At 73.1% G+C, this 25,923-nt stretch carries 18 protein-coding genes; 8 read left to right on the forward strand and 10 right to left on the reverse strand.

Annotation, left to right across the window (positions count from 1 at the left end; all coding sequences use genetic code 11):
- Positions 1-83: 83 nt before the first annotated feature.
- From DVK44_RS05750 to DVK44_RS05760, 3 genes are all read right to left on the reverse strand, one after another.
- On the reverse strand, positions 84-698 hold the full coding sequence (locus tag DVK44_RS05750; RefSeq protein ID WP_114658642.1) for a TerD family protein: 615 nt from the start codon (positions 696-698) through the stop codon (positions 84-86).
- 136 nt (positions 699-834) lie between these two features.
- The gene (gene uvrB / locus DVK44_RS05755; RefSeq protein ID WP_114658643.1) at positions 835-2,964 is read right to left on the reverse strand and encodes an excinuclease ABC subunit UvrB; all 2,130 of its coding nucleotides are present in this window, start codon (positions 2,962-2,964) and stop codon (positions 835-837) included.
- Positions 2,965-3,015: 51 nt separating this feature from the next.
- Complete coding sequence (locus DVK44_RS05760) at positions 3,016-3,936, reverse strand: MHYT domain-containing protein (RefSeq protein WP_114658644.1); 921 nt, start codon at positions 3,934-3,936, stop codon at positions 3,016-3,018.
- A 105-nt stretch (positions 3,937-4,041) separates the two neighbouring features.
- On the opposite strand from DVK44_RS05760, the gene DVK44_RS05765 reads away from it, so the two are divergent.
- The 5 genes from DVK44_RS05765 to DVK44_RS05785 all read left to right on the forward strand — a co-directional run bounded on the left by DVK44_RS05765 (position 4,042) and on the right by DVK44_RS05785 (position 8,877).
- A complete protein-coding gene (locus DVK44_RS05765; RefSeq protein ID WP_114658645.1) occupies positions 4,042-4,962 on the forward strand; it encodes a glycerophosphodiester phosphodiesterase in 921 nt (306 codons plus the stop codon).
- On the forward strand, positions 4,959-5,510 hold the full coding sequence (locus tag DVK44_RS05770) for a methylated-DNA--[protein]-cysteine S-methyltransferase (protein WP_114658646.1): 552 nt from the start codon (positions 4,959-4,961) through the stop codon (positions 5,508-5,510). The genes DVK44_RS05765 and DVK44_RS05770 overlap by 4 nt, the downstream gene beginning before the upstream one ends.
- Before the next feature lie 266 nt (positions 5,511-5,776).
- Positions 5,777-7,006, forward strand: a complete 1,230-nt coding sequence (fdhA, locus tag DVK44_RS05775; RefSeq protein ID WP_114658647.1) for a formaldehyde dehydrogenase, glutathione-independent — start codon at positions 5,777-5,779, stop codon at positions 7,004-7,006.
- A 36-nt stretch (positions 7,007-7,042) separates the two neighbouring features.
- Positions 7,043-7,981, forward strand: a complete 939-nt coding sequence (locus tag DVK44_RS05780) for a pseudouridine-5'-phosphate glycosidase (RefSeq protein WP_114658648.1) — start codon at positions 7,043-7,045, stop codon at positions 7,979-7,981.
- Complete coding sequence (locus tag DVK44_RS05785; protein WP_114658649.1) at positions 7,978-8,877, forward strand: carbohydrate kinase family protein; 900 nt, start codon at positions 7,978-7,980, stop codon at positions 8,875-8,877. The genes DVK44_RS05780 and DVK44_RS05785 overlap by 4 nt, the downstream gene beginning before the upstream one ends.
- Before the next feature lie 30 nt (positions 8,878-8,907).
- Here the strand turns inward: DVK44_RS05785 and DVK44_RS05790 are convergent, their stop codons facing one another.
- From DVK44_RS05790 to DVK44_RS05800, 3 genes are all read right to left on the reverse strand, one after another.
- Positions 8,908-9,549 (reverse strand): nucleoside/nucleotide kinase family protein, encoded by a 642-nt coding sequence (locus DVK44_RS05790; RefSeq protein ID WP_114664926.1) that lies wholly within the window; start codon positions 9,547-9,549, stop codon positions 8,908-8,910.
- A gap of 93 nt (positions 9,550-9,642) precedes the next feature.
- Positions 9,643-12,180, reverse strand: a complete 2,538-nt coding sequence (locus DVK44_RS05795; RefSeq protein WP_114658650.1) for an ATP-binding SpoIIE family protein phosphatase — start codon at positions 12,178-12,180, stop codon at positions 9,643-9,645.
- Between the two features lie 218 nt (positions 12,181-12,398).
- Positions 12,399-13,118: a winged helix-turn-helix transcriptional regulator gene (locus DVK44_RS05800; RefSeq protein ID WP_181957406.1), complete on the reverse strand. Its 720-nt coding sequence runs from the start codon at positions 13,116-13,118 to the stop codon at positions 12,399-12,401.
- A gap of 68 nt (positions 13,119-13,186) precedes the next feature.
- Between DVK44_RS05800 and DVK44_RS05805 the strand changes: the two genes are divergently transcribed.
- On the forward strand, positions 13,187-14,398 hold the full coding sequence (locus DVK44_RS05805; RefSeq protein ID WP_114658652.1) for a pyridoxal phosphate-dependent aminotransferase: 1,212 nt from the start codon (positions 13,187-13,189) through the stop codon (positions 14,396-14,398).
- A gap of 465 nt (positions 14,399-14,863) precedes the next feature.
- Here DVK44_RS05805 and DVK44_RS05810 read toward each other — a convergent pair whose 3' ends face one another.
- The gene (locus DVK44_RS05810; RefSeq protein ID WP_114658653.1) at positions 14,864-15,595 is read right to left on the reverse strand and encodes a DUF7873 family protein; all 732 of its coding nucleotides are present in this window, start codon (positions 15,593-15,595) and stop codon (positions 14,864-14,866) included.
- Positions 15,596-15,839: 244 nt separating this feature from the next.
- Between DVK44_RS05810 and DVK44_RS05815 the strand changes: the two genes are divergently transcribed.
- Together DVK44_RS05815 and DVK44_RS05820 are read left to right on the forward strand one after the other, a co-directional pair.
- Entirely contained in the window at positions 15,840-17,009 is a 1,170-nt protein-coding gene (locus DVK44_RS05815; RefSeq protein ID WP_114658654.1) for a S1 family peptidase, read from the forward strand.
- Between the two features lie 165 nt (positions 17,010-17,174).
- Positions 17,175-19,046 (forward strand): translation initiation factor 2, encoded by a 1,872-nt coding sequence (locus DVK44_RS05820; RefSeq protein WP_181957407.1) that lies wholly within the window; start codon positions 17,175-17,177, stop codon positions 19,044-19,046.
- Positions 19,047-19,072: 26 nt separating this feature from the next.
- Here the strand turns inward: DVK44_RS05820 and DVK44_RS05825 are convergent, their stop codons facing one another.
- The 3 genes from DVK44_RS05825 to DVK44_RS05835 are packed head-to-tail and all read right to left on the reverse strand — an operon-like array spanning position 19,073 to position 25,715.
- Positions 19,073-21,535 (reverse strand): tetratricopeptide repeat protein, encoded by a 2,463-nt coding sequence (locus tag DVK44_RS05825; RefSeq protein WP_162793673.1) that lies wholly within the window; start codon positions 21,533-21,535, stop codon positions 19,073-19,075.
- 47 nt (positions 21,536-21,582) lie between these two features.
- A complete protein-coding gene (locus DVK44_RS05830) occupies positions 21,583-22,857 on the reverse strand; it encodes an SWIM zinc finger family protein (protein WP_114658656.1) in 1,275 nt (424 codons plus the stop codon).
- Positions 22,854-25,715, reverse strand: a complete 2,862-nt coding sequence (locus tag DVK44_RS05835) for a DEAD/DEAH box helicase (RefSeq protein ID WP_114664927.1) — start codon at positions 25,713-25,715, stop codon at positions 22,854-22,856. The genes DVK44_RS05830 and DVK44_RS05835 overlap by 4 nt, the downstream gene beginning before the upstream one ends.
- Between the last annotated feature and the right edge of the window lie 208 nt (positions 25,716-25,923).

Below are 25,923 nucleotides of genomic sequence, written 5' to 3' on the forward strand. Positions count from 1 at the left end.
CGTCGGCGGTGGTGGTGGGCAGGGGCGCGGTCCCCGGCGGCGGTGTGTCTCGCCGGGGACCGCGCGGTTGCCGTAGGGCGGGTCTACAGGTGCAGCAGGATCGCCGGCATCAGGTCCTGGAACGTACGGCCGTTGGCCGCGGTGCCCAGGGCTGTCATCCGCCAGCCCGCGCCCGCGCGGCTGACCTTCGCCATGATCTGCGCGGTGTACTGGCCGCCGCCGTCCAGGGTGTAGCGGGCCAGCTCCTGGCCGTTCGTCTCGTCGACGATGCGGCAGAACGCGTTCTGGACCTCCTGGAAGGTCTGGCCGGTGAACGAGTTCACCGTGAAGACGATCTGGTCGACATGGACCGGGACGCGCTCCAGATCGACGAGGACCGCCTCGTCGTCGCCGCCCTGTCCCGCGCCGCCGACCAGATTGTCCCCGGTGTGCTTCACCGAGCCGTCGTCGCTGACGAGATGGCGGAAGAAGACCACGTCGACCGGCTGCTTGTCGGCGAAGAGCACCGCCGAGGCGTCGAGGTCGATCTCGCGCGTACGGGAGCCGAACAGCCCCCGGCGGGGCGCGGCCTGCCAGCCGAGCCCCATCCGCACCGCGGTCAGGGTGCCCCCGCCCTTCTTCTCCAGACTGATGGCCTGCCCCTTGGTCAGATTGACCCCGGGTCCCCCGGGCGCGGCGCCCTTGGATACGTCAGCCACGTGCTGTCCCCTCTCGCACAGTCCCCCGCAACCGTCCGTATGCGGTTGTGCGGAACCCTACGCAGCGACGCGGGCCCCGCAGCAGGCTCCGGCCGCATCTGTGTCGGTCTTGCAACACACCGGATGTCCCGGTGTGTCAGGCCAGTCCCGCCTCTCTCATCTGCCGCAATTCCTTCTTCAGCTCACCGACTTCGTCGCGCAGCCGGGCGGCCACCTCGAACTGCAATTCGGCGGCGGCGGCCCGCATCCGGTCGGTCATCTCCTCGATGATCCCGGCCAGTTCCGCGGCGGGCCGGTCGGTGACCACCGCTCCCGCCCTGCCGCCCTTCGCGCCCTGCGCGGTCCGGGTGGCGAGCGCGGGCACCGGCGCCCTGCCGGGCTTGCCGTCCTTGCCCTGGCGGTAGCCCGTGCCGAGCAGCGCCTCGGTGTCGACCTCCTCGCGCGCGATGGTCGCGACGATGTCGTTGATCTTCTTGCGGAGGGGCTGGGGGTCGATACCGCGCTCGGTGTTGTACGCGGTCTGCTTCTCCCGGCGGCGGTTCGTCTCGTCGATGGCCTTCTCCATCGCCGGGGTGATCTTGTCCGCGTACATATGGACCTGCCCCGACACATTGCGCGCGGCCCGGCCGATGGTCTGGATCAGTGAGGTGCCGGAGCGCAGGAAGCCCTGCTTGTCGGCGTCGAGGATGGCGACGAGCGAGACCTCGGGGAGGTCGAGGCCCTCCCGCAGGAGGTTGATGCCGACCAGGACGTCGTACTCCCCGGCGCGCAGCTCGCGCAGCAGCTCGATCCGGCGCAGGGTGTCGACGTCGCTGTGGAGATAGCGCACCTGGATGCCCAGCTCCAGGAAGTAGTCCGTGAGGTCCTCGGCCATCTTCTTGGTGAGGGTGGTCACCAGGACGCGTTCGTCCTTGGCGGTGCGCTCGCGGATCTCGTGCACCAGGTCGTCGATCTGGCCCTCGGTGGGCTTGACGACGACCTCCGGGTCGACAAGGCCGGTGGGGCGGATGATCTGCTCCACGAAGCCGTCGGAGCGGGACAGCTCGTAGGCTCCCGGGGTGGCGGAGAGATAGACGGTCTGGCCGATCCGCTCCTGGAACTCCTCCCACCTCAGCGGCCTGTTGTCGAGGGCGGACGGCAGCCGGAAGCCGTGGTCGACCAGGGTGCGCTTGCGGGAGGCGTCGCCCTCGTACATCGCGCCGATCTGCGGCACCGTGACATGCGACTCGTCGATGACCAGCAGGAAGTCCTCGGGGAAGTAGTCGAGGAGGGTGTTGGGCGGGGAGCCGGGGTCCCGGTCGTCGAAGTGCATCGAGTAGTTCTCGATACCGGAGCAGGAGCCGATCTGGCGCATCATCTCGATGTCGTACGTCGTGCGCATGCGCAGCCGCTGGGACTCCAGCAGCTTGCCCTGCTTGTCCAGCTCGGCCAGCCGGGTCTCCAGCTCGTGCTCGATCCCGTTGACCGCCTTCTCCAGCCGCTCGGGTCCGGCGACGTAGTGGCTGGCCGGGAAGATGTACAGCTCCTGGTCGTCGCTGATGACCTCGCCGGTGAGCGGGTGGAGTGTGGAGAGCGCCTCGATCTCGTCCCCGAACATCTCGATCCGGACGGCCAGCTCCTCGTAGACCGGGAAGATCTCGATGGTGTCGCCGCGGACCCGGAAGGTGCCCCGGGTGAACGCCAGGTCGTTGCGCGTGTACTGGATGTCGACAAAGCGGCGCAGCAGCTGGTCGCGGTCCAGCTCCGCGCCGACCTTGAGCGGCACCATGCGGTCCACGTACTCCTGGGGCGTGCCGAGGCCGTAGATGCAGGAGACGGAGGCGACGACGATCACGTCGCGGCGGGTGAGCAGGGAGTTCGTCGCCGAGTGGCGCAGCCGCTCGACCTCCTCGTTGATGGAGGAGTCCTTCTCGATGTAGGTGTCCGACTGGGGGACGTACGCCTCGGGCTGGTAGTAGTCGTAGTACGAGACGAAGTACTCGACGGCGTTGTTGGGGAGCAGCTCCCGGAACTCGTTCGCCAGCTGGGCGGCGAGCGTCTTGTTGGGCGCCATGACCAGGGTGGGGCGCTGGAGCTTCTCGATCATCCAGGCGGTCGTCGCCGACTTTCCCGTGCCGGTCGCGCCGAGCAGGACGACGTCCTCCTCACCCGCGCGGACACGCCGCTCCAGGTCGGCGATGGCCGTGGGCTGATCGCCGCTGGGCTGGTAGGAGCTGACGACCTCGAAGGGCGCCACCGTACGTTCGATCTTGGAAACGGGCCGCATGGATCCACCGTACGACGCCCCACTGACAGTCGGGTCCGGCCGGCCGGTCCGTCACCAGTCGTGGAGGTCCGGGGAGCCGCGGCGGGTCCGGCCGACGCGGGAGGCGGCGCGCTCGGCGGCCTTGTCCGCGGCCTTGGCGGCGGGGTCGCGGCGGGCCGGGCGCGGGCGGATCCGCTGGGCCGGGACGCCGACGCTCCCGCAGGGGTCGGCGGCGGCCTTGGCGGCGCGCTCGCGCTTGCGGCCACCGGTCACCAGCAGGGGGTCGAACACCATCGCCACCGCGGACAGCAGCAGGAAGACGGCCGGGCCGAGCAGCATCGGCAGGAGCAGTTCGGCGGCGGGTTCGCCGCCCGGCGCGCCGGCGTTCTGCGGCAGATGGACATGGACGGCGGCCATGCCCGTGTAGTGCATGCCGGTCGCGGCGAAGCCCATCACCAGGCTGGCGGCCACGCTCGCCATCAGACCGCGGTACGAGACGATGACCCACAGGGCGGCGGTCGCCGCGCCCACGGCGATCAGTACGGAGAGGGTGACGATCCCGGTGTCGTAGTCGACGCGCCCGTCCACCCGCAGTCCGGCCATGCCGAGGTAGTGCATGGTCGCGATGCCGAGGCCGATGATCGTGCCGCCGGTGCCCAGCGCCATCGGGGACGAGCCCCGGTAGCCGACGATGAAGATCCCGATGCCGACCATGACGATGCCCACGGCCAGGCTGGCGAAGGTCGTCGGCGCGTCGTAGCCGATGCGGGCCTCGGCGACGGTGAACCCCGTCATCGCGATGAAGTGCATGGTCCAGACGCCGGAGCCGATGGTGGCGGCGCCGAGCGCCAGCCCGCCCGGTTTCCAGGGACGGCAGGTGCGCAGGGATCTCGCGGTGCAGCGCAGGCCGAGCGCAGCGCCGAGGCAGGCCATGAGAAAGGCCGCCACGGGTGTGACGAGGCCATAACTGAATCCGTCGATGGTGCCCTGCATAGTCTGTGCCCTTCGCCCCTTGTGCCTAACTGTACGGATGCGCTGGTTCCGGGAGGGTAGGACGGCGGACGCACGAATCAAACAGCAGGCTGGAGACTTGTCGATATGACGTTTGCCTCACTCGCGTTAGTGGGTTCCCTTCTGCTGCTGGCGCCGGGCGCCGTGGCGGCCCCGGAGAGCACCGTTCCCACCGCTCCCACCACCGCTGTTCCGCTGGTCATCGCCCATCGCGGGGCCTCCGCGTACGCGCCGGAGAACACGCTCGCGGCCGTCGACATGGCACATGCCCTCGGCATTGACTGGGTGGAGAACGACGTCCAGCGCACCAAGGACGGCGAGCTGGTCGTGCTCCACGACGAGACGCTGGCCCGGACCACGGACGTGGAGCGGGTCTTCCCCGGCCGGGCGCCCTGGCGGGTCGGTGACTTCACGGCGGCGGAGATCGCGCGGCTGGACGCGGGCGGCTGGTTCGCGCCTCGGTGGTCGGGCACGCGCGTGCCGACACTCGCGCGCTATCTGCGGGCCGTCGAGGCCAACCGGCAGAGTCTGCTGCTGGAGATCAAGGGGCCCGAGCGGTATCCGGGCATCGAGGAGGACATTCTGCGGGTGCTGCGCGAGGAGGGCTGGCTGGACCGGGCGCATGTCGCGCGCCGGCTCGTCGTCCAGAGCTTCGGCGCGGACAGCATCCGTACGGTGCACACACTGCGCCCGGACATCACCACCGGGTTCCTCGGCTCGCCGGCGGTGACGGAGCTGCCCGCGTACGCCGCGTTCGCCGACCAGATCAACCCGTCGCACACCTCGCTCACGGGGGCGTACGTCGCCGCGGCGCACGGGCTGAGGGGCCCGCACGGCAAGCCGCTCGCGGTCAGCACCTGGACCGTCGACGACGCGGCGGGCGCGGTGCGGGTCAGGGACATGGGCGTGGACGGGATCATCACCAACCGGCCCGATGTGGTGCGGAGCGCGGTGGGCCGATCCGGGGCGGGCCCGTTGTCAGTGGGGGACCGTACCGTGGTGGCATGAACGAGTACGGAGAGTCGCGGCCGTCGGTGGAGTGGGCCGTCGTGCCGAGCGCCATCGGGCCGCTGCTGCTGGCCGCGACGGAGCGGGGGCTGGTCAGCGTGGCCTTCCACGCCGAGGGCCCCGTGCGGGAGCGGACGCTCGACGGGCTGCGGAGCCGGCTGGGTGCGGAGCCGGTCGAGTCGGCGTCGGGTCGGCTGGCCGGGGCGATACGCGAGCTGTCCGCGTACTTCGCGGGCGAGCTGCGGGACTTCGGGCTGCCGCTCGACTGGTCGCTTTCCTCGGGTTTCCACCGGCAGGTGCTGCGGGAGCTGGCCGCGGGCGTGCCGTACGGCGCGGTGATCGGTTACGGCGAGCTGGCCGCGCGGGTGGGCCGGCCGGGGGCCGGGCAGGCGGTGGGCGCCGCGATGGGCTCCAATCCGCTGCCGGTGGTCGTGCCGTGCCACCGGGTGGTGGAGAGCGGCGGGGGGCTCGGCGGGTTCGGTGGCGGGCTGGAGACGAAGCGGCGGCTGCTGGCGCTGGAGGGAATCCATCCCGAGCCCTTGTTCTGAGGTGACGTTCCGGGGTGAGGTTCTGGGGTGAAGCTCTGGCGTGAAGTTCTGGGGTGAGGCTCCGGCGTGAGGTTCGGGGCGAAGCTCAGGGCGAAGTTCTGGGTGAATTGCCAGGCTTTACCGGCACTTGTCCGCCTTGTGCGGCGGGCTTAGGCTGAGGAAGGGAGCGCCCGCGTCGGGCCACGCTCAACGCGGCGGCGGGCGGGCTCTCCGCTGACCGGGTCATCGGCTGGACGAGCAGGATCCGAGAGGACGGCGAATCGGCAATGAGCGGTGGAAACAAGGCGGTCGCGTACATCAAGCCGGGTGAAGTGGAGGTGAGGTCCACGGATTACCCGACACTGGAACTCCAGGACGGACCGGGCGTCGCCCCGGCCAATGTCGGCCGCACCTGCCGGCACGGGGTCATTCTCAAGGTCCTGGCCACCAATATCTGCGGCAGCGACCAGCACATGGTGCGCGGCCGCACCACGGCGCCCGAGGGCCTGGTCCTCGGACACGAGATCACCGGGGAGGTCGTCGAGCGCGGTCCCGACGTCGAGTTCATCGAGGTCGGCGATGTCGTCTCGGTCCCCTTCAACATCGCCTGCGGGCGCTGCCGCAACTGCAAGGAGCGCCAGACCGGCATCTGTCTGAACGTCAACCCGGCCCGGCCGGGCGCGGCGTACGGCTATGTCGACATGGGCGGCTGGGTCGGCGGCCAGGCGGAGTACGTGATGGTGCCGTACGCCGACTTCAATCTGCTCCGCTTCCCCGACCGGGACGCGGCCCGCGAGAAGCTCCTCGATCTCACGATGCTCTCGGACATCTTCCCGACCGGCTTCCACGGCGCGGTCACCGCGGGCACGGGCGTCGGTTCCACGGTGTACGTGGCGGGCGCGGGGCCGGTGGGTCTCGCGGCGGCCGCCTCGGCCCAGCTGCTCGGCGCGGCGGTGGTCATCGTCGGCGACCTGAACGCGGAACGGCTGGCCCAGGCCCGCAGCTTCGGCTGCGAGACCGTCGATCTCACCCAGGGGACGGTCGAGGACCAGATAGCCCAGATCCTCGGCGAGCCCGAGGTGGACGCGGCGGTCGACGCGGTCGGCTTTGAAGCGCGCGCCCACGGCCGGGACTCCGAGGAGGCCCCGGCGACGGTCCTCAACTCCCTGATGGGCGTGGTGCGGGCCGGCGGTGCGCTGGGCATCCCCGGGCTGTACGTGACCGAGGACCCGGGCGGTGTCGACCAGGACGCCAGGACCGGCACGCTGAAGGTGCGGCTCGGTCTCGGCTGGGCGAAGAGCCATCAGTTCAACACGGGCCAGTGCCCGGTGATGAAGTACCACCGGGGCCTGGCGATGGCGATCCTGCACGACAAGGTCCATATCGCCAAGGCGGTGAACGCGACGGTGATCACGCTGGACGAAGCGCCGCGCGGTTACGCGGAGTTCGACCACGGCGCGAGCCGTAAGTACGTGCTCAACCCGCACGGCGCGCTGGACGGCGTGCAGGCGGCCTGACGTTTGCGCGGGCGCCGCGCGTGCCAGGGATGGGACATGTCAGACACCACATCGCACCGCACCACACCCGACCTGTCCCCCGAGGTACGTGAGGCGCTCGCCGCGGGCCGTCCCGTGGTCGCCCTGGAGTCGACGATCATCGCGCACGGACTGCCGCGCCCGCGCAATCTGGCGGTCGCGGAGGAGCTGGAGGCGCTCGTACGGGCCGGTGGCGCCGTGCCCGCCACGGTGGCCGTGCTGGACGGCCGGCCCAGGGTGGGGCTGGTCAAGGACGAGCTGGAGCGGGTCGCCGAGGACGACTCCGTACGGAAGCTGGGCCACCGGGATCTGGCGCCCGCGCTCGCGTCCGGAGCCTGCGGCGCGACGACCGTCTCCGCGACCGCGTTCCTGGCCGCGCGGGCCGGGATCCGGGTCTTCGCCACGGGCGGTCTGGGCGGGGTCCACCGGGGCTGGATCGACACCCAGGACGAGTCGGCGGATCTGCGGCTGCTGGCGAGGACCCGGATCACGGTCGTGTGCGCGGGCGTGAAGTCGATCCTCGACGTACCGGCGACGCTCCAGCGGCTGGAGACGCTCGGCGTCACGGTCCTCGGCTACGGAACGGACCGCTTCCCCGGCTTCTATCTGGCCTCGTCCGGCGAGCCCGTCGACTGGACGGTCCGTACGCCCGAGGAAGTCGCGACGGTGACGGCCGCCCAGGACGCGCTCGGCGGACCGGAGTCGGCGGTCATCGTGGCGAACCCCGTACCGGAGGCGGAGCAGTTGGATCCGGCGCTGCACGACCGGGTGCTGGCGGAGGCGCTCGACGCGTGCCAGGAGCGGGGCATCGGCGGGCAGGCCGTCACCCCGTTCCTGCTGGACCAGCTGATGCGGCGGACCGGCGGCGCCTCCCTGGAGGCCAACCTCGCGGCGGTGCGCGGCAATGTGCGGCTGGCGGCGCGGATCGCCGTCGCGCGGGCCGCGGCGGCCCGGTGAGCGGCGGTGGCCGCGCGCTGCTCGTCGTCGGGGACGTGATCACGGACGTCGTGGCGCGTTACCGTACGCCGCTCGCGCACGGTACGGACACGGCCGCCGAGATCCATACGATGCCGGGCGGCGCCGGGGCCAACGCGGCATGCTGGGCGGCGCGCGCCGGCTGCGCCGACGTACGGCTGCTGGCGCGCGTCGGCGCGGACGCCCACGACTGGCACGGGGAGCGGCTGCGCCGGGCGGGGGTACGGGCCCGGCTCGTCCGCGACGAGCGGCGGCCGACCGGTACGGTGATCTGCCTGGTCGACGCCGCCGCCGAACGCACGCTGCTCACCGACAGCGGCGCCGCCCTGTGTCTGACGCCCGCGGACTGGTCGCCGTCCCTGCTGGACGGGGTCGGCCGGCTCCATCTCTCCGGTTATCTGTTCTTCGCGGACACCAGCCGCCGACTGGCCGCGGCGGCGATGGAGTCGGCCTCGGAGCGGGGCGTTCCGGTGAGTGTGGATCCCGCTTCCGCGGGCTTCATCGAGGAGTGGGGGGTCCACCGCTTTCTGACGGCAGTCGAGGGCGCCGAAACGCTTCTGCCCAACGCGGACGAGGCGAGACTTCTCACCGGCCGGTCCGACCCGGCGGTGGCCGCCGCCGAGCTGAGCCGCCGGGTCCCGCTCGCGGTGGTCACGCTCGGCGCCGCCGGGGCGCTGGTGGCGCGCGCGGGCGCGGTCACGGCCCGGCTGCCCCCGGTCCCGGCCCGCGCGGTCGACTCGACGGGCGCGGGCGACGCCTTCACCGGCACCTATCTGGCCGCCCTGCTCGCGGGCGCGTCCCCCGCGGCAGCGGCGGCGGAGGGCTGCCGCGCGGGGGCACACGCGGTCACCCTCCCGGGCGGACGCCCGCAGGGGTGAGTGCGGTACGGGCCGCGCCCGGGCTCCTCCCTATCCCTCCGGGCCGTGCCAGGCCGGGTGGCGCGGGTCGTCGGCGCGTACGACCACATCGGCGGCCCGCGCCGGGTCCTCCTCGGCCTCGTACCGTTCGAAGGCGGGGAGCGTCCACCGCTCTCCGGCCTCGGTGCGGCGCCGGAGCGCGGCCGGGGAGAGCCGCAGATGGACCGTGAGGTCGAAGGGGAACCAGTGGCCCAGCAGCAGCGGCCCGTGCAGCACGAGCACCCCGCCCGGCGCGAGCGCCACCCGCGGGCTGCGGGTCGCCCGGTCGCCCGCCGGGTCCCAGAGGTCGGGCAGCACCAGCCCCGTACCGCCCGGCTCCAGCGGTCCGAAGACCTCCCGCCGGAGCGCGCCCGTGTCGAACCAGCCGTCGTAGTACGTGTCGGGGTCCTCGCGCCCGTACTCGTACCGCAGCGACGCGGGCCGCAGGAAGCCGGCCGTGCCGACGGCCAGCACCGAACGCCCGCGCAGCCGCAGCGCGTCGGCGAGCGCGGCGGCCAACGCGCCGGTCCCGGCGGCCGGCGCGCCGTCGACGGCGACGCGCGTCCACGAACCGCCGTCCGCCGGACCGGTCTTCAGCACCCGCTCGGCGAGCGCGTCGGTCAGCCGCTCCCAGGTGATCGCTTCGAATCGCACCCGGTCATCGTCGCTCACGTACCCGGTCGGGCGGCGAAGACCTCCTGGCGGACATCCGGCCGTACGTCCGGCCGGGCATCCGGTCGGCAACGGTCAGAACAGATCGGCGGGGTCCACCGGAAGCGTCTGTTCCGCCCAGATCGTCTTACCGCCCTCCCCCTGCCGTGTCCCCCAGCTCTGGGTCAGCTGGGCCACCAGCATCAGACCGCGCCCGCCCTCGTCGGACACCCGTGCCCGGCGCAGATGCGGCGCGGTGTTGCTGCCGTCGGAGACCTCGCAGATCAGGCTGCCGTCGTGGATCAGCCGGAGCTGGATGGGCGCCACGCCGTACCGGATCGCGTTGGTGACCAGCTCGCTGACGACCAGTTCCGTGGTGAAGACGGCCTCTTCCAGTCCCCACACGGCCAGTTGGGCGGAGACCTTTCTGCGGGCCTCCGCGACGATGGCGGGATCGCAGGACAGCTCCCACGTGACCACCTGGTCCGCGCCGAGCGCGCGCGTCCGGGCGAGCAGCAGGGCGACATCGTCGGCGGGCCGGTCGGGCAGCAGCGAGGTCAGTACGGTGTCGCAGATCTCCTCCAGCGGCGCGGCGGGCCGGGCCAGGGCCTCGCGCAGCACGGTCAGCGACTCGTCGGGCGCGCGCTCGCGGGACCCGATGAGGCCGTTGGTGTAAAGGGCGAGCAGGCTGCCCTCCGCCAGCCGCACCTCGGCCGACTCGAAGGGCAGCCCGCCCAGCCCGAGCGGCGCGCCCGCGGGCACGTCGAGAAAGGTCACGGTCCCGTCGGGGGTGACCACGGCGGGCTCCGGATGTCCGGCGCGCGCCACCGAACAGCGGCGGGAGACCGGGTCGTAGACCGCGTAGAGGCAGGTCGCGCCGACATCCCCGCTGGTCTCGCGCTCGGCGGCGGGGCGCAGCTCGGCCGCGGCCTCCGCCTCCGCGGAGAGATGGGTGACGAGATCGTCGAGGTGGGTGAGCAGCTCGTCCGGGGGGAGGTCGACATCGGCCAGCGTGCGGACGGCCGTACGGAGCCGGCCCATCGTCGCCGACGCCTGGACGCCGTGCCCGACCACATCGCCCACGACCAGGGCGACCCGCGAGCCGGACAGCGGGATCACATCGAACCAGTCGCCGCCCACCCCGGCCCCCGTGTCGGTCGGCAGATAGCGGAAGGCGACCTCGACGGCGGCGTGTGCGGGGAGCGCGGTCGGCAGCAGGCTGCGCTGGAGGGCGAGGGCGATCTCGCGTTCGCGGGTGTAGCGGCGGGCGTTGTCGATGCAGACGGCGGCGCGCGCGGTCAGCTCCTCGGCGAGCAGCAGATCGTCCTGTTCGAACGGTTCCGGCCGCTGGTGACGGGAGAAGGTGGCCACCCCGAGCGTGGTGCCGCGGGCGCTGAGGGCGACGGCCATCGTGGAGTGGAACCCGAACGCCCTCATCTTGGCGGCCCGGCCCGGGGCCTGCTTCTCCCAGCGGGCCATCCCCGGGTCCGTCACGGCCTCCATGACCGGCCGCCGGTCGCGCAGGGCCTCGGCGGCGGGTGACGAGGCGGGGTAGACACCGCTGTCGCCCAGCGGCACGACCAGTTCCGGACAGCCCTCCAGGACCGATGCCGCGCCGACCCGGCGCAGGGTGACATCGCCGGTGAGCGGGCCGGGGGGCGGTTCGCCGCCGTCGCTGACGGTCGGCAGCAGATCGACGGTGACGAAGTCGGCGAGCACAGGGACCGCCACATCGGCCAGCTCCTGCGCGGTGCGCCCGATGTCGAGGGTGGTGCCGATCCTGCTGCTGGCCTCGTTGACCAGCAGCAGCCGCTGCCGGGTGTGGTACTGCCGGGTCCGGTCGTGGGCCGCGACGATCACGCCCAGGATCCGCCCGGCGGCATCGCGCATCGGGGCGATGGAGAGCGACAGGAAGAGGGGGCGGGCGAGTGTCGGGGGACCTGTGTGAGAGGAGTGACCCGGGTCAGCGGAGTGAACGGGGTGGCCGGGGACGCGGGCGGACAGCTCCAGCTGCTCCGGCTTCCCGGTCTCCAGCACCCGCCGCATATGGCGCTCGGTCTCCTCGGCCACCGCACCGGGGGCGGTCTCCGTCGGCCGCAGCCCGCGCACCTCGTCCTCCGACAGACCGAGCAGCGCCTGCATACTGTCGCTCAGGCGCCGGACGCGCAGTCGCGTGTCGTAGATCGCCTCCGTGCACGGGGACTGCACGAAGGACTGCTCCAGCAGCTCCTCGTCCAGTCCGTCCAGTCCGTCCAGCCCTGCACCGAGGACGGACGGGTCGGGCCGGGAGACGACGAACCACTCGGCGGCGCCGTCGCGCGCGGTACGGCGGTGGGCGAGCAGCGGTACGGAGCGGGCGGAGCCGTCGCGGTGCCGCAGCGTCGCCGTACCGCTCCACCGGTATGTCTCGTCCAGGGCGCGCAGGGCCTCGCCGAGGCGGGCAGGGGGCGCACCCGCGCCGCCGCCACCGCCGTCACCATCCGCGAGGAGCACCCGGGCGGGGCGCCGTACGATCTCCGCCGCGCCGTAGCCGAGCAGGGCGCGGGCGCCGTCGCTCCACCGCGCCACGACACCCCGCGCGTCGATGACCGCCGAGGCGGTGTCCGCCCCCGTGGGTGCCTCCGGTCGCGTCATCGTCGCTCATCCCACCCTGTGGGCCACCGTCGATCCCGTCGATACGACCGTCTTCGTATCGAGGGACACGAACATGATCGATGCGAACGTCTTCAAATATGACATCAGGGGTGAATCTTCCCCTTTTCCCCTCGCCGGAAACGGCGACACGCCGCCACCACCGGCCGTCACTCACCCCCGCGCACCGGCCGCGACCCACTCCCCGCGCACCGCCGTCCTCACTCCCCGCGCAGCGCCTTGGCGAGCACCCCGTCCCCCGACACCTCGATCCGCCCCGCCCGCACCCCGTCCGCGACCGTCAGCGAGCCGTCGCTCAGCTCGCGGCAGGCCACCGAATCCAGCGCGAGACAGGCGTCGGGGCGCTCGGCCGGCCCGTCGCCGTACACCGCCTCACCGGCCCCTCCGGTCCCTCCAGTCCCGGCCGCCTCCGTACCGCCGCCGAGCCGCATATGGAACACGCCCTCGTCGAGCCGTACCTCCAGCACACCGGCCGGCTCCCCCGCCGCCGGCCGCCCCTCCTGACCGCCCGGCGCCGCGGACAGCGCCCGCAGCAGCGGTACGGCGAACCAGTGCGCCCGTACGGCATCGGTCGGCCGGCGCTCGCTCAGCGCGGGCGCGCCCCACCGCGCCAGGGCCGTGAGCACCGGCAGCAGCCCGCGCCCCCGCTCGGTCAGCTCGTACACGTACGCGGCGGCGGGCGGTGGGAGTTTGCGCCGCGTGGCCAGTTCGTCCCGTTCCATATCCTTGAGCCGGGACGCGAGGACATCGGTGCTGACGCCCGGCAGATCGGCGTGCAGATCGGTGTAGCGGCGGGGCCCCGCCAGCAGTTCCCTGACGATCAGCAGGGTCCAGCGGTCACCCACGGCATCGAGGGCACGGGCGGCGGCACAGTACTGGTCGTAGCTTCGACGGCGTGGCATGCGACTCAGTCTAGACATATCGTTGGACTTTCCAAGCTCGCACTTGGTAAAACCAAGTATCGAAACAAGGTCTGGGAGGCCACCGCATGGAATTCCGGCAGTCGAGCAAGCTCAACGAGGTCTGCTACGAGATCCGCGGCCCGGTGATCGAGCACGCCGACGCCCTGGAGGAGGCCGGTCACAGCGTGCTGCGCCTCAACACCGGCAACCCCGCGCTCTTCGGGTTCGAGGCGCCGGAGGAGATCGTCCAGGACATGATCCGGATGCTGCCCCAGGCCCACGGCTACACGGACTCGCGCGGCATCCTCTCCGCACGCCGCGCCGTCGCCCAGCGCTACCAGACCCTGGGGCTGACCGAGGTCACCGTCGACGACATCTTCCTCGGCAACGGCGCCTCCGAGCTGATCGCGATGTCCGTGCAGGCACTGCTGGAGGACGGCGACGAGGTCCTCATCCCGGCCCCCGACTTCCCGCTCTGGACGGCGGTCACCACGATGGCCGGCGGCCGGGCCGTGCACTATCTCTGCGACGAGTCGGCGGAGTGGTACCCGGATCTGGACGACATGGCGTCGAAGATCACCGACCGCACCAAGGCCGTTGTGATCATCAACCCCAACAACCCCACCGGCGCCGTCTATCCGCGCGCGATCGTCGAGGGCATCCTCGATCTCGCGCGCCGCCACGGGCTCATGGTGTTCGCCGACGAGATGTACGACCAGATCGTCTACGACGACGCCGTCCACCACACGGCCGCGGCCCTCGCGCCCGACCTGGTCGTCCTGACGTTCAGCGGGCTCTCCAAGACCTACCGTGTGGCCGGATTCCGCTCCGGCTGGCTGGTCGTCACCGGCCCCAAGCAGCACGCCCGCAGCTATCTGGAGGGGCTCACGATGCTCGCCTCGATGCGGCTGTGCCCCAACGCGCCCGCCCAGTACGCCATTCAGGCCGCGCTCGGCGGCCGGCAGTCCATCAAGGAGCTGGTCCGGCCCGGCGGCAGGCTGTACGAGCAGCGCGACCGGGCCTGGGAGAAGCTCAACGAGATCCCCGGCGTCTCGTGCGTCAAGCCGAAGGGCGCGCTGTACGCCTTCCCCCGGCTCGACCCCAAGGTCCACAAGATCCACGACGACGAGCGGTTCGTCCTGGACCTGCTGCTGCGCGAGAAGATCCAGGTGGTCCAGGGAACGGGCTTCAACTGGCCGCGCCCCGACCACTTCCGGATCCTGACGCTCCCGTACGCGGACGATCTCGACGCGGCGATCAGCAGGATCGGCCGCTTCCTGAGCGGATACCGCCAGTGAGGCCGTCGCGCGCCGGTGTGTACGTATGCGGAACCAGCGCGTACGCATACGAGACCCCCGCGTACGCATACGAGACCCCCGCGTACGCACACGCGACCGCCGCGTACGCATCCGGAAACGGAGCGGCCCCGGAGGCGTAGCCTGCCTCCGGGGCCTGAAATGCCACCCATATCGCACGCCGGAGCGTTTAAGAGCCCGGGGCAGTCATGAAGTCGCCGCGTCCTGCCTTTGGACCACCGCGCATCGAGCTGCGCGGGCCGGACTTGAACCGGCATTTCGACGTCCGAGGCCCGAGCCCGTTGGATCCGGCGATCGGCGGCGGATACTGAGTCTGGAGCAATAGTCTGAGATTGAACGCGGTCGCCTCACGGACGGACCGCGCCTTCACGACAAGCTTCAGTTTCAGCCTGCGCTCCTCGCGCACCCCGGCTCACCCGAGAGCGGGCGGCCGGGGAATCACTGAGGCTACCCGAACAGGTAGCCGAACACCGCGTCCCCGACCCGCTGGTCGGTGACCTCGGCGCCATTGGCCTCCTCGCGCGCGAACTTCACGGCCTGCTGGAGCCGCTCGACGCGGTCCAGCAGCTCGTTGACCCGGCGGGCGGGCAGGGACCCGCTGAATTTCACCGTGGTCCAGTAGCCGACGGGGATGTCCTCGTAGTACACCTCGACCTGCGCCGGGTGCTTGTCGGTGGCCTCCGCCTTCACATGGTTGCGGGGGACCTTCTTCGTCCGGAGGGTCCGTACCGCCTCCGTCTTCCACGCGTCCGTCGACGGATCCTGGCTCCAGGACTCCGACGCGTCCAGCACCGGGAGCTTGCGGACGAAGGCGTTCAGCTCCGTCAGCTGCTTCTCCAGGAAGAGCAGATACGCCACCGGCACCTCGGCCAGCAGCACCCGGCCGTCGACGGTGACATCCGCGCGGGCCGAGCAGTTCGCCCAGTCCTTGGTGGCGGTCACATCGAACAGTCTGGTCAGGGTCCTGGCGGTCTCCTTCAGGACATCCTCGGCCTGGACCTGGACCCGGGTGGACTCGGGAGGAAGCTGCTCGCCCTCCTCGTCCTTGGCCTGATACGTACGGGAGATTCCGGCCAGCAGCGCGGGCTTCTGAAGGCCGTGCTGAACCGCCGTCAGGTCCTGGTGCGCCTTGGACTTGACGCCCTTCTCGACTGCGATGATCTGATTGAGCTTCGCCATATGTGGACCTTAACAAGGTCACGCACCGGCCATCGAACGATTATCCGGCTAACAGACCATCTGGCCGGATCGCTCGCCCCAACCGCCCTACCGGAAACGGCGGTTGACGCGATCGCGCCCTTGCGATTGGTATGGACCTGCCAATGTTCCTTCGCTACGCTCCCGCCTGAAAGTGCCCAACGGCGCTCTCCGGTACGTGCTGTTCCACCCCCACCTCGTCTGGAACACAAGAAGGGCCCACCCGATGAAACGCACGACTGTCATACGCACCGGCCTGTCCGCGCTCCTCCTCGTCGGCACCTGGGCGACCGCCGGGCTCGCCCCCGCCGTCGCGGCCCCCGCCTCCCCCGCCACCTCACCCGCCGCCGAGGCACCCGCCTCCGCCGGGCTGCTGACCGCCATGCAGAAGGACCTGGGGCTCACCGCCGACCAGGCCAGAGCCCGGATTGCCGCGACCAAGACCGCGACCGCCGTCGAGAAGCGGGCCGTACGCGCGGCGGGCTCGTCGTACGGCGGTTCCTGGTACGACTCGGAGAGCGACACCCTGACCGTCGCGGTCACCGGCGAGCGGACGGCCGCCGCCGTCCGCGCGACCGGCGCGACCGTGCGGTTCGTCGAGCACAGCGCGAAGCAGCTCGACGCCGTCAAGAAGAAGATCGACACCCTCGCCACCGCCGTGCCCGACGGCGTCAGCAGCTGGGGCGTCGACCAGGAGACCAACAAGGTCGTGGTGACCGTCGTCGCCGACCAGCGTGACGACAACGATGTCCGCGCCTTCCTCGCCCGCGCCCGGCAGGCCGGTCCCGTCACCGTCGAGGAGACCGCCGAGGCCGTCACCACCACCGCCGCGGGCACCGTCGGCGGCGACCCGTACTACACCGGCAACGTCCGCTGTTCCATCGGCTTCTCCGTCCGCGGCGGCTTTGTCACCGCCGGCCACTGCGGCTCGGTCGGCGCCCAGGTCAGGGGCTGGGACAACACGTACATCGGCAACTTCCAGGGCTCGACCTTCCCCGGCAACGACTACGCCTGGGTGAACGTCGGCAGCGGCTGGTGGACCGTCCCGGTCGTCCTCGGCTGGGGCACCGTCTCCGACGCGCTCGTCCGCGGCTCCAACGAGGCCCCGGTCGGCGCGTACATCTGCCGCTCCGGCTCCACGACCAAATGGCGCTGCGGCACGCTCCAGGGCAAGAACATCACGGTCAACTACGGCAGCGGCCGGCTCGTCTACAGCCTGACCCAGACCAGCGCCTGCGCGGAGGGCGGCGACTCCGGCGGCTCGTTCATCACCGGTGACCAGGCGCAGGGCGTCACCTCCGGCGCCAGCGGAAACTGCAGCAGCGGCGGCAACTCCTTCTACCAGCCGATCAACCCGATCCTCAGCCGCTACGGCCTGACCCTGCATACCGCCTGACCTCGCACACTGTCGTCCGGTGCCATCCGGTGCCGTCCGGCTGACATCCAGCTGACATCCGGCGCCGGGGCGCGGGCCGGGGGTACCGCCACCCCCGGCCCGGGCCCCGGCCGTGTCGTGTGCCGGGCCGGGCCGGGTTTCGCCCGTACGCGTACGATCTCCAGCATGTCGCCGGAGCCACCGTACGGGCCCTCAGCCGCATGGGCAGTTGGGGAACACCGCGCGGCCGGCGCGGCCACCGGGCAGCGCACCGTGCTGTACGCCGTACGGTCGGCCACCGCGCTCAACCGGCTGCTCGACGCGCTGCCCGTGTTCGCCGGGGACCACCGCGTACGGCCCCGGTTCACCCTGGTGCCCGGATCGGACTTCGGTACGGACGCGCTCGCCGCGCTCGACGGGGCCGGGGCCAGGACCGTTCCCTGGGAGCGGGCCGTACGGGGCGGGCACGATCTGGTGGTGGCGGCGAGCCCCAACGGGCCGCTGGACGAACTGCCCGGGCCGCTGGTGCTGCTGCCGCACGGGGCGGGATTCAACAAGCGGCTGCCGTACACCTCCGAGGGCGACTCCGCGTCCGGGCTCCATCCGCGCCAGCTCCTGCGCGACGGGGCTCCGCTGGCAGCGCTGCACGCCCTCGCGCACCCCGACCAGCTGGCCGCGCTCGCCAGGGAGTCGCCCGCCGTGGCGGAGCGCGCGGTGGTCGTGGGGGATCCGACGCTGGACCGGATCCTGGCGTCCGGGCCGCGCCGGGAGCGCTACCGCGACGCGCTGGGGACCGGGGGCCGGCGGCTGGTGGCCGTGGTCTCCACCTGGGGGCCCGAGTCGCTGCTGGCGCGCCGGCCCCGGCTGCCCCGGCGGCTGACCGCCGAACTGCCGTACGACGCCTATCAGGTGGCGCTGGTAGCCCACCCCAATGTCCACAGCGACCTCGGCGAGTTCGCGCTGCGGCAGTGGCTCGCGCCCGCGCCGGACGCCGGACTGCTGGTGGCGCGGCCGTACGAGGAGTGGGCCGCGATCCTCGTCGCCGCCGACTGTGTGCTGACCGACCACGGCTCCACCGCGCTCTACGCGGCGGCCCAGGACCGGCCGGTGATCGGCTGCTACGACGGCGGTACGGAGCTGATTCCCGCCAGCCCCATGGCCGGTCTCCTCTCCCACGCGCCCCGCTGGTCGGACGACGCGCCGGCCGAGGACCAGCTCGACGCCGCCGTCGCCGCGTACCGGCCGGGGGACTCCCTCGCGCTCGCGGCGGGCGCCTTCGCCGAGCAGGGGCGTTCGCTGGAGCGGCTGCGGGACCGCTGTTACGCGCTGCTCGGGCTCGATCCGTACCCCGGGGCGCCCGCCGTCAGGCCGCTGCCCGTACCCCGGACCGCCGCGCGGCGGCCGACGGCACTCGGCGCGCGGGTCCGTACCACCGGGAACACGGTCGCGGTGGCGCGCCATCCGCTGGACGGCGGTCCGCACGCCGGCCATGTGATGGCGGAGGACGGCTTCTCGACGCTGAACGAGATGCGGAGCGCCGGGATCGTCGTCCGGCGCGCGCGGTCGGTCGCGCCCGCGTACACACCGGTGCCCGCGCCCTCAGCGGGGTCCGCGGCGGCGTCCGGCGTGGGCTGGACCGTGGCTGCCTGGACAGCCCGGGTCCTGGCGGAGCTGCCCGGCTGCCGGACCGCCGCCGCCGTGCTCGCGCACGATCACTGCGTGCTGCGCCGGCGCGGGGCGCCGGGCACCGACGGGCCGGGCCGCCTTCTCTCCATACGGATCGCCGCCGCCGCGCCGGTACGGGGCGAGCCGCTGGTACGGGCCGATCCCGCCGCCGTGCTCTGCGGTGTCCACGACTGGCTGGAGGCGAACCCGGGCGGCCCCGCCGGTGCGGACGGCACCGGTCCGGCGCTGCCCGTGACGCTCGACTGCGCGGTGGGCGGCCGACGGGTGAGGGTCGTCCTGGCGAGCGCCGCGGAAGGAAACATGGCGGAAGGCGGTATGGCTGGAGGCGGCATGGCGGAAGGCCGCCTGGCCGAAGGCGACGCGGAACTCTGACCGCCCGCCAGGACCGGACCGCGTCCTCAGCTGCTCTCCGGCGCGGCGCCCGCCCCTTCCCGCAGTTCGCGCGCCCGCGCGCGATGCCGCTCCGCCGCGAGCGCGTCGCCGTTCGCCCCGGCCAGCTCGGCGAGTTCCCCGTGGAGCCGTGCCTCGTCGTAACCGGCGCCCCGGCGCCCCTCCACCTCGGCCGCCTCCGTCAGCGCGGTCACGGCCCGGCCGGTGCGGCCCAGCGCCCGGTGGACGCGGCCGAGTTCGGCCAGACAGCGGGCGGTCATCCGTAGGTGGTGGCTCGCGCGCGCCAGGGCCAGCGCGGTGTCCAGCTCGTCCTCCGCCTCGGCGGGCCGGCCGGCGGAGCGCAGCGCCCGGCCGAGCAGAAAGCCCTGGAGCAGCACACCGTAGGTGTTCGGGACGGGCAGCGCGCCATGGATGTCGCGGGACTGCCGGAAGTACGTGACGGCCCGGTCGGGCTCGCCGCGCCAGGCGAGGAACTTGCCCCGGAACTCCAGCGCCGAGGCGTGCAGCCGGGTCCCGGGGACGGCCGACGCGGCGGCGCGCACCGCCCGTTCCGTCTCGGAGTCCGCCTCCGGCGCCCTGCCCGCCCGCCAGAGCGCCTGCGCGAGCTGGCAGCGCAGCCGGATCAGCGCGTCGGGGCGCTCCGCGCGCTCGGCGGCGTCCCGGCCGGGGGTGAACGCCCGGATCGCGTCGTCGTGATTGCCGTGGTCCTCGTAGTGCTTCCACAGCGGTTCGCACAGGGCCCAGGCGTGGGTGTCCTCGCCGAGGTCGGCCGCGATCCGCACCCAGGCGTAGAGCGCCTTGCGTTCCGTGTCGAGCCAGGCCCGCGCGCCCGCCTCGTCGGCGAAGGCGAGATCGGGCGCGTACGGCAGCTCGGGGACGGGGTCGGCCAGGCGCAGCCGGTCCGTCTGTACGGCGCGGTCGGCCCGCTCGGCCTGCCGCCGGTACCAGACGAGGAGCCGGCGCAGCGCCTCTTCGGTCTCGGCCCCGTCGCCGTGCCGGTCGGCGCAGCGCACGGCGTGGGAGCGCAGCAGTCCGTGCAGCCGGAACCGGGTGCGTCCGCGCAGCACCGGCGCCGCTGGTGATACGGCCAGCAGCCCGGCCCCGAGGAGCGCCTCGACCGCGTCCTCCGCTTCGTACCGCCCGGTCCCGAGGAGGGCGGCGGCGGCCTCGACCGTGATGTCGTAGCCGGGGTGGCCCGGCAGCAGCCGGTAGAGGCGGGCGGCGGGCGCGGGCAGCTCTCCGTAACTCGCGTTCCAGACGGCTTCCACCACGGGCAGGCCCCTCTCGTGGAGCTGGGCGGTGAGATCCGCGACGAGCCGTTCGATACCGCGGTGCCGGTGGAGGTGGAGCAGGGTGCCCGCGGCGCGCAGGGCGGCGGGAAATCCCTCGCAGAGCCGGGCGAGGGCGTCCACGGTCTCGGGCGACTCGCGCGGCTGCCCGTCGGCCGGGTCGGTCGGGGTGGCCGCGTCCGATGCGCCGGTCGCGCCGGTCACGATCTTCCGGAGCATCGCGGCGCTGTGTGCCGGGGACAGCGGTCCGAGGGCGAGGCCGATCGCGCCCCGGGCCTCCAGCAGGGGCAGCCGCCGCTGTCCGGTGACGAGGACGAGCGCGTCGGCGGAGGCGGGCAGCAGGGTGGTGATCTCGTCGGCGGACCATACGTTGTCGAGGACGAGCGCCATGCGCGCGCCGCGTGTCTTCTCCCCGTACAGCTCGACCAGCGCGGGGTACTCCGCCCGCAGCCAGTCCTCGGCCACGCCCAGCCGGCGGAGCTGGTGGCGCAGGACGGCCTCGACGTCGATGGAGCGGTCGGTGCGCCACTGGTCCAGATCGACGTAGAAGGTCCCGGCCGGGAACCTCGGGGCGAGTTCCCAGGCGAAGCGGACGGCCAGCGCGGTCTTGCCGATACCGGCCACCCCGCTCAGCACCACGGTCAGCGGGCTGACGAGCGGGGCTTCGCCGCGTTCGTCGACGGCCCGCAGCAGCTGGGTCCGCTGCTCGTCCCTGTTCACGAACGGCGGCACCTCCGCCGGAAGCCGGTGGGCCGCGGCGGTCGTGAGGGGCGGTTCCGCGGTGGCCGTGTGGAAGTGAAGATGCTGGTTCAGGGTGCCGATCTCCCCCGCCTGGATCGCGGACCGCGCGCTGACATCGCCGTTGAACGTCACCGATCCCGGTGCCAGTTCCTCCAGCAGGGCGCGGAGTTCGGGCTCGGCGGCCGGATCCGTCAGTACGTCGCGGAGCAGCCGGTCGCTCCATTCGGCGATCAGCCGGTCGGCGGTCGCGTCGTCGTTGCGCCGGCGGGCCTCGGCGAGCGCGGCCCGGGCGGACTCCAGCTCGGACGCCACGGAGTCCGGGGCCCCGGAGCGCCGCCGCCGGAAGAGCCGCACGACCCCGTCGCGGGCGCGTGTCCAGCCGTCCGTCGCGACCTGCTGGAGCACCGCCGTCATCACCGCAATGGCCAACTCGGCTCCCACCGGGCCCCCTTCGACCGTTGAACCGTACGGACAACCGACCTTACCGGTCACCTCCCCAGCAGGGCGGCGAGTGCGCCGACCGGGTCGGTGTCGGGGGTGCCACGCGGCCACCAGTCCTCGCGGCCGCGGTCCGACTCGTATCCGTACCAGAGCGTGTCGCGGCCGAACCGGAGCTGGAGGGAGCCGGTGGAGAGTCTGTTCCGCCAGGGGCGGAAGTGCGGGAAGTCCGCGGCGACGAGCGCCGGCCGGGCCCGGTCGAAGGGTCCGGCGGGCGGGTCCCAGGGCTCTTCGAGCGCGGCGAGCCCGGCCGGTCCGCCCTGGCGCCAGGCCGCCACGGCGCGGGCCAGGTCGGTCGGGGTGCGGTCGAGCGCGGCGGCCAGGTCCCGGTAGAGCGCTCGGGTGGAGGCGGTCAGCCCGGATCCGGGGTGGGCGGCGGCCAGCCGCACGGCGTCCTGCCAGGGGGTGAGGGCGCCGACGGGGTCGAGTCCGGTGGTGAGGAAGGTGTGCGCGCGGGCCGCCGCCTCACTGGCGAGGAGATCGAGCGCGAGCGGGTCCGGCGCGCCGCTGACCTGCGGATAGGAGGGCGGACGGCCGGGCTGCGCGGGGACGGGGAACGGTGGCGGAAGCGCCGGTCTGGTGCGCGGCGCGAGAGCCTGGGCGGCCGCGACCGTGGGCATCGGCGGCGGGGTCGCGGCCCGCTCGGTGGCCGCGCGGGTGAGGCTGCGCCGGGTGAGATCGGCGAGGACCTCCTGCTCACCGCGGCCCCGCATCAGGAAGAGGACGAACGGGTCCTCGTCCAGGAGTCTGGCCGTCTGGTAGCAGAGCGCGGCGGCGTGTTTGCACGGGTAGCCGTCGTCGGGGCAGGAGCAGTCCGGGGTGAGGTCACCGGCGGTGGGCAGCAGGTCGGCGGAGGCGGCGAGGGTGTGCGGCATGTCCTTGTCGAGGAGGGCGGCGATGTGGTCGGGGCGGGCCGCCGCCGCGTCGAGCAGATCCTCCCAGCCCTCGTCGTCGAGGGTGCGCAGCCGGATCTCCGTACGGTACGGGCGGGGCCGGGAGCCGTGGACATACGCCGTGACACGGCCGGGGGTGACCGTGATCGCGTCGACATGGCCGCTCCCCGCGTACTTCCGGCCGCGCTGGAGCCGGGCGGTGTCGAGGGCGGTCTCCTCCATGGACTCCACCCAGGCGTTGCCCCACCAGGTGGCGGCGAAGTCGCCCTGTGTGCCGGGGCGCGGGGGCAGCGCGGGGAACGTACGGCGGCGGTCGTCGTGCCGGGGGACCCGGGCGGTGCGGGAGCCGCGGAGGGCGCGCGGTGCTGTCATGACGTCCTCCGCAGGGAGACCAGGTCGCGCAGTTCACGGTCGGTCAGCTCGGTGAGGGCGGCCTCGCCCGAGCCGAGGACGGCGTCGGCCAGCGCCCGCTTGGAGGCGAGCATCTCGGCGATCCGGTCCTCGACCGTGCCCTCCGCGATCAGCCGGTGGACCTGGACGGGCTGGGTCTGGCCGATGCGGTAGGCGCGGTCCGTGGCCTGCTCCTCCACGGCCGGGTTCCACCAGCGGTCGAAGTGGACGACATGGCCGGCCCGGGTCAGGTTGAGGCCGGTGCCGGCCGCTTTCAGCGAGAGGACGAAGACGGGGACCTCGCCGGACTGGAAGCGGTCCACCATGCGCTCGCGCTCCTGGACGGGCGTGCCGCCGTGGAGCAGCTGGGAGGGGATCGCGCGGGCCGTGAGATGGGCGGAGAGCAGCCGCGCCAGCGACACGTACTGGGTGAAGATCAGGACCGAGCCGTCCTCGGTGAGGATCGTGTCGAGCAGCTCGTCGAGGAGGGCGAGCTTGCCGGAGCGGCCGGTGAGCCGGGCCGTGCCCCGGTCCGTGTCCTCCTTCAGATACTGCGCGGGGTGGTTGCAGATCTGTTTGAGGGCGGTGAGCAGTTTCATCACCAGTCCGCGGCGCGCGATGCCCTCGGCCGCCGCGATGGCCGCCATCGTCTCGCGGACGACCGCCTCGTACAGGGACGCCTGTTCGCGGGTGAGGGCGACGGGATGGTCGGTCTCGGTCTTCGGGGGCAGCTCGGGCACGATGCCGGGGTCGGACTTCCTCCTGCGCAGCAGGAACGGTCTGACCAGCCGGGCGAGCCGCTCCACCGCCTCCTCGTTCGCCAGGTCCTTGATGTCGGCGCTCTTGGCGTTCTCCACGTTCTCCACGACGCGCGCGTGGCGGGCCCGGAACGCCTTGAGGGGGCCGAGCAGCCCGGGCGTGGTCCAGTCGAGCAGCGCCCACAGCTCGGAGAGGTTGTTCTCCACGGGGGTGCCGGTGAGCGCGATCCTGGCGGGCGCCGGGATGGTGCGCAGCGCCTTGGCGGTGGACGAGAACGGGTTCTTCACGTGCTGCGCCTCGTCGGCGACGACCATGCCCCAGGCGTGCCCGGCCAGGATGTCGGCGCTGCCGCGCATCGTGCCGTACGTGGTGAGGACGAAGCCGTCCGTGACGGCGTCGAGGGTGCGCCCGGCGCCGTGGTAGCGGTGTACGGGGACGCCCGGCGCGAAGCGGGTGATCTCGCGCTGCCAGTTGCCGAGGAGGGAGGCGGGGCAGACGACCAGGGTCGGCGCGGGCCGGGCGCGGTGCAGGTGCAGGGCGATGAGGGTGATGGTCTTGCCCAGGCCCATGTCGTCCGCGAGGCAGCCGCCGAGGCCGAGCGAGGTCATCAGGTCGAGCCAGGCCAGCCCGCGCAGCTGGTAGTCCCGGAGGGTGGCGGCGAGGGCGGGCGGCTGGGGAACGGCGGCGGGCCCGTCGACGAGCCGGTCGCGCAGGGCCGCGAGCGCGCCCGTCGGCACGGCCCGCACCGTCTCGCCGTCCACGTCGGCGGTGCCGGTGAGGGCCACCGCCAGCGCGTCGACCGGCTCCAGCAGGCCCAGTTCGCGTTTGCGCGCCTTGCGGACGAGGGCGGGGTCGACCACCACCCACTGGTCGCGCAGCCGCACGATCGGGCGGTGCGCCTCGGCGAGCGCGTCCATCTCCCCCTCGGTGAGGGGGTCCCCGTCGAGCGCCAGCTGCCAGTTGAACTTCAGCAGTTCGGCGCTGTCGAAGAAGAGGGTGCCGTCCGTCGCGGAGCCGGGCGCGGGCCGGACGACCGCGGCGGCGGTCAGCGTACGGGCCAGCTCCCGGGGCCAGTGCACGGCGACGCCCGCCGCGGCCAGCCGGGCGGCGCCGGGGCCGAGCAGCTCGTACAGCTCGTCCTCGGAGAGCGGCAGCGCGTCGGGGACGTCCCGCTCCAGCAGCCGGGCGAGCGGCGTCCAGACGCGGGCCGCGCGGCGCAGCGCGAGCATGGCGTCGATCCGGGCGCGCGGTCCGAAGGTCTCGGCGCCCCCGCCGGCCCACAGGGCCGTGGCGTCGATGACCAGCGTGGGGTCGGCCAGGCTGTGGATCTGGACGAGGGCGGCCCCGGCGCGCCGGGCGCTGTCCCCGTCGGCCGCTCCCGGCGCGGTCTCCTCGTGGTCGAACAGCTCGTACGCGGACAGGTCGAGCCGCAGTGAGACGCGGACCCCGGCGTCCATACCGGCCGCCGCCTCGGCCGCCCAGGTCCGGGCGCCCGGGAGATGCTGTCCGGCGCGGGCCGCGAACGGGGCGCCCGCGGCGTGCTCGGCGGCCGGGGTGCGCGGCAGGGAGTCGGCCACGGCGTCCAGGAACGCCCGTACGAGCGCTTCGGGGTCGGGCAGCCGCAGCGGGCGTTCCGCGGGGAGCGGTACGGCGTGTGCCTCGGGCGGCATGGCGGCGGCGATGGCTCTGAGCTGCGCGATGTCGTCGGCGTCGAGCGGCCCGGCCCGCCAGGCGTCGTGGTCGGAGGCGGTGAGGCCGGGGAGCAGCCGGCCGCGCGCGGTGAGCTGGAGCGCGTGCAGCGCGGCGGCGCCCCAGCACGCGGCGGCGGGATGGGCGGATCTGTCGTGCCGGGCCCGGGCCAGCAGCGGGAAGGCGTCGGTGACGGACAGCAGCACGGCGGGGACCGTGCGCCGGCGCACCCCGGCCCCGTGGCTCCGTACGACCGTCAGCTCCTGGTCCGCCGCGGGCGGCGGATCGCCCTCCGGCGACCAGAAGGCGACCTTCCCGTCCCGGGGCAGCCCGGCGGGCAGGAAGACCGCGGCGCACCGCACGAGGGCGGGCGAGGGCGGGTCCGGGGCCATGGGCACATGTGCGGGCACAGGTGGCGGAGCGAGGTCGTGCGGGAACTGCGTCATGCCGTTCATCCCCTCCCACCTGGGATCGCCGCTGGATCCGACTACCTCTGCGAGTCTAGGCGGGGGGTCTGACAATGGGCCTCGACCGCTGGGCGGGACAGCACGACGCCCGGCCGGAGAGCCCGGCCGGGCATCGGTGTGACGGCGTGCGCGT

The sequence above is a fragment of the Streptomyces paludis genome, from assembly GCF_003344965.1.
GTDB lineage: Bacteria > Actinomycetota > Actinomycetes > Streptomycetales > Streptomycetaceae > Streptomyces > Streptomyces paludis.